This window comes from Nostoc sp. 'Peltigera membranacea cyanobiont' 213 (assembly GCF_002245975.1).
Classification (GTDB): Bacteria; Cyanobacteriota; Cyanobacteriia; order Cyanobacteriales; family Nostocaceae; genus Nostoc.
Genome location: NZ_NOLI01000244.1, coordinates 2,501 through 5,607 on the forward strand (window position 1 = coordinate 2,501; position 3,107 = coordinate 5,607).

The following is a 3,107-nucleotide window of genomic DNA, read 5'->3' on the forward strand; positions in this document are numbered from 1 at the left end:
AACCACAACTCATCCGCTGATTTTTCAACATCAGTCGGTGCGGACCTCCACTTGGTGTTACCCAAGCTTCATCCTGGCCATGGTTAGATCACCAGGGTTCGGGTCTATAAACACTGATTATCGCCCTTTTCAGACTCGGTTTCCCTTTGGCTCCAGCATTCTCGCTTTAACCTACCAGTGCCTATAAGTCGCCGGCTCATTCTTCAACAGGCACGCGGTCAGACTTTTAAATAGTCCTCCCACTGCTTGTAAGCTAACGGTTTCATGTTCTATTTCACTCCCCTTCCGGGGTTCTTTTCACCTTTCCCTCGCGGTACTGGTTCACTATCGGTCACACAGTAGTATTTAGCCTTACGAGGTGGTCCTCGCTGATTCACATGGGATTCCTCGTGCCCCATGCTACTCGGGATTCAGCTACTATCCTTTAACTTTCGACTACAGGACTTTCACCTTCTTTGGTGCAGTATTTAGCTGCTTCGTCTAGTCTCTAGATTCGATATTGCTGTCCCACTACCCCAATCGGTAAACCAATTGGTTTAGGCTCTTCCCCTTTCGCTCACCACTACTTAGGGAATCTCTGTTTTGATTTCTCTTCCTCCAGCTACTAAGATGTTTCAATTCGCTGGGTTGGCTCTCTCCTGCCTATATATTCAGCAGGTAGTATTAAGGGTTGCCCCATTCGGAAATCTCCGGCTCATAGTTTGCTTCCAACTCCCCGGAGCATATCGTCGGTAACCACGTCCTTCATCGCCTCTGTGTGCCTAGGTATCCACCGTTAGCCCTTATTAGCTTGACCACTCAATACATTTGGTCTTTTTATAACTTGCCTTCACAAGAGCAAATAGTTAGTTCTGATTACCTCGTTACTTCGCACTGATTTTACTCACTACTCAGCACTGGGCACTCATCACTAAGAATGTCTGTGTCTGCCTGCTAATTTTGCGTTACTATGCAGTTTTCAAGGTTCTGGCTGAGGACTAACTCAGCAGTCTGACTCTTAAGTCATGTTGCTGAACTCTCAATATTTTTTTCAATGGCAATCTTGCCACAGGTGGAGGTTAGCGGACTCGAACCGCTGACATCCTGCTTGCAAAGCAGGCGCTCTACCAACTGAGCTAAACCCCCAGATTATAATTCTTAACTCACAACTCTTAACTCGTCTTTAATTACGAATTGCGAATTGGCAATTACTAATTACTTTCAGGTGGGCCATCCTGGACTCGAACCAGGGACCTCACCCTTATCAGGGGTGCGCTCTAACCACCTGAGCTAATAGCCCATAAACGAACCAAATCATAGTTTGAAAGCTTTCAAAATACATGATGCAAATGTCTGCGACCGACCTAGGTTAGACCAACTTACGTTCTATATAGCTGTTTGCTTTTCGAACTGTAAGGGGTGTAGGTCTCCCTAAAAAGGAGGTGATCCAGCCACACCTTCCGGTACGGCTACCTTGTTACGACTTCACCCCAGTCACCAGTCCTGCCTTAGGCATCCTCCTCCCCGAAGGGTTGGAGTAATGACTTCGGGCACTACCAGCTTCCATGGTGTGACGGGCGGTGTGTACAAGGCCCGGGAACGAATTCACTGCAGTATGCTGACCTGCAATTACTAGCGATTCCTCCTTCACGCAGGCGAGTTGCAGCCTGCGATCTGAACTGAGCTCCGGTTTCCGGGATTTGCTTGCATTCGCATGCTTGCTGCCCTCTGTCCGGAGCATTGTAGTACGTGTGTAGCCCAAGGCGTAAGGGGCATGCTGACTTGACGTCATCCCCACCTTCCTCCGGTTTGTCACCGGCAGTCTCTCTAGAGTGCCCAACTTAATGCTGGCAACTAAAAACGAGGGTTGCGCTCGTTGCGGGACTTAACCCAACATCTCACGACACGAGCTGACGACAGCCATGCACCACCTGTGTTCGCGCTCCCGAAGGCACTCTTCCCTTTCAAGAAGATTCGCGACATGTCAAGCCTTGGTAAGGTTCTTCGCGTTGCATCGAATTAAACCACATACTCCACCGCTTGTGCGGGCCCCCGTCAATTCCTTTGAGTTTCACCGTTGCCGGCGTACTCCCCAGGCGGGATACTTAACGCGTTAGCTACGGCACGGCTCGGGTCGATACAAGCCACGCCTAGTATCCATCGTTTACGGCTAGGACTACTGGGGTATCTAATCCCATTCGCTCCCCTAGCTTTCGTCCCTCAGTGTCAGTTACGGCCTAGCAGAGCGCCTTCGCCACCGGTGTTCTTCCTGATCTCTACGCATTTCACCGCTACACCAGGAATTCCCTCTGCCCCGAACGTACTCTAGCCTTGTAGTTTCCACTGCTCTTATCTAGTTGAGCTAGACTCTTTAACAGCAGACTTACATAGCCACCTGCGGACGCTTTACGCCCAATCATTCCGGATAACGCTTGCATCCTCCGTATTACCGCGGCTGCTGGCACGGAGTTAGCCGATGCTTATTCCTCAGGTACCGTCATTTTGTTCTTCCCTGAGAAAAGAGGTTTACGACCCAAGAGCCTTCCTCCCTCACGCGGTATTGCTCCGTCAGGCTTTCGCCCATTGCGGAAAATTCCCCACTGCTGCCTCCCGTAGGAGTCTGGGCCGTGTCTCAGTCCCAGTGTGGCTGATCGTCCTCTCAGACCAGCTACTGATCGTCGCCTTGGGAGTCCATTACACTTCCAACTAGCTAATCAGACGCGAGCTCATCTCTAGGCAGTTAACCTTTCACCTCTCGGCACATCCGGTATTAGCCACCGTTTCCAGTGGTTGTCCCAGACCTAGAGCCAGATTCTCACGCGTTACTCACCCGTCCGCCACTGTGCCCGAAAGCACCGTTCGACTTGCATGTGTTAAGCATACCGCCAGCGTTCATCCTGAGCCAGGATCAAACTCTCCGTTTTGGTTTGTTTGTAAGCTCATTAGCTGCTCTTTTTTAACTTCAGCTTAGTTATCTTTATTTTCTTGACGCAATACACTTGCTGTATAATTGCTTTCAAACTATAATATTTTCAAGGTTCGGTATCCCTTAAAGCGTCGCTTTTCAACGCTCCGCTTCAGGCACTTATTCAATATACCGAACCTATCTCCTCATGTCAACTACTTTT

At 49.6% G+C, this 3,107-nt stretch carries 2 tRNA genes and 2 rRNA genes (1 of these 4 cut by a window edge); all 4 read right to left on the minus strand.

What is annotated here, in order from left to right:
* Window positions 1-796: ribosomal RNA gene (locus tag CDG77_RS33045) — 23S ribosomal RNA — on the minus strand (it extends 2,094 nt beyond the left edge of the window).
* Between the two features lie 256 nt (window positions 797-1,052).
* Window positions 1,053-1,125: transfer RNA gene (locus CDG77_RS33050), tRNA-Ala, on the minus strand.
* A gap of 80 nt (window positions 1,126-1,205) precedes the next feature.
* Window positions 1,206-1,279 (minus strand) — tRNA-Ile (locus tag CDG77_RS33055).
* A 135-nt stretch (window positions 1,280-1,414) separates the two neighbouring features.
* Window positions 1,415-2,903, minus strand: a 16S ribosomal RNA gene (locus CDG77_RS33060).
* The 16S and 23S rRNA genes sit together here with 2 tRNA genes alongside, the layout of an rRNA operon.
* Window positions 2,904-3,107 lie beyond the last annotated feature (204 nt).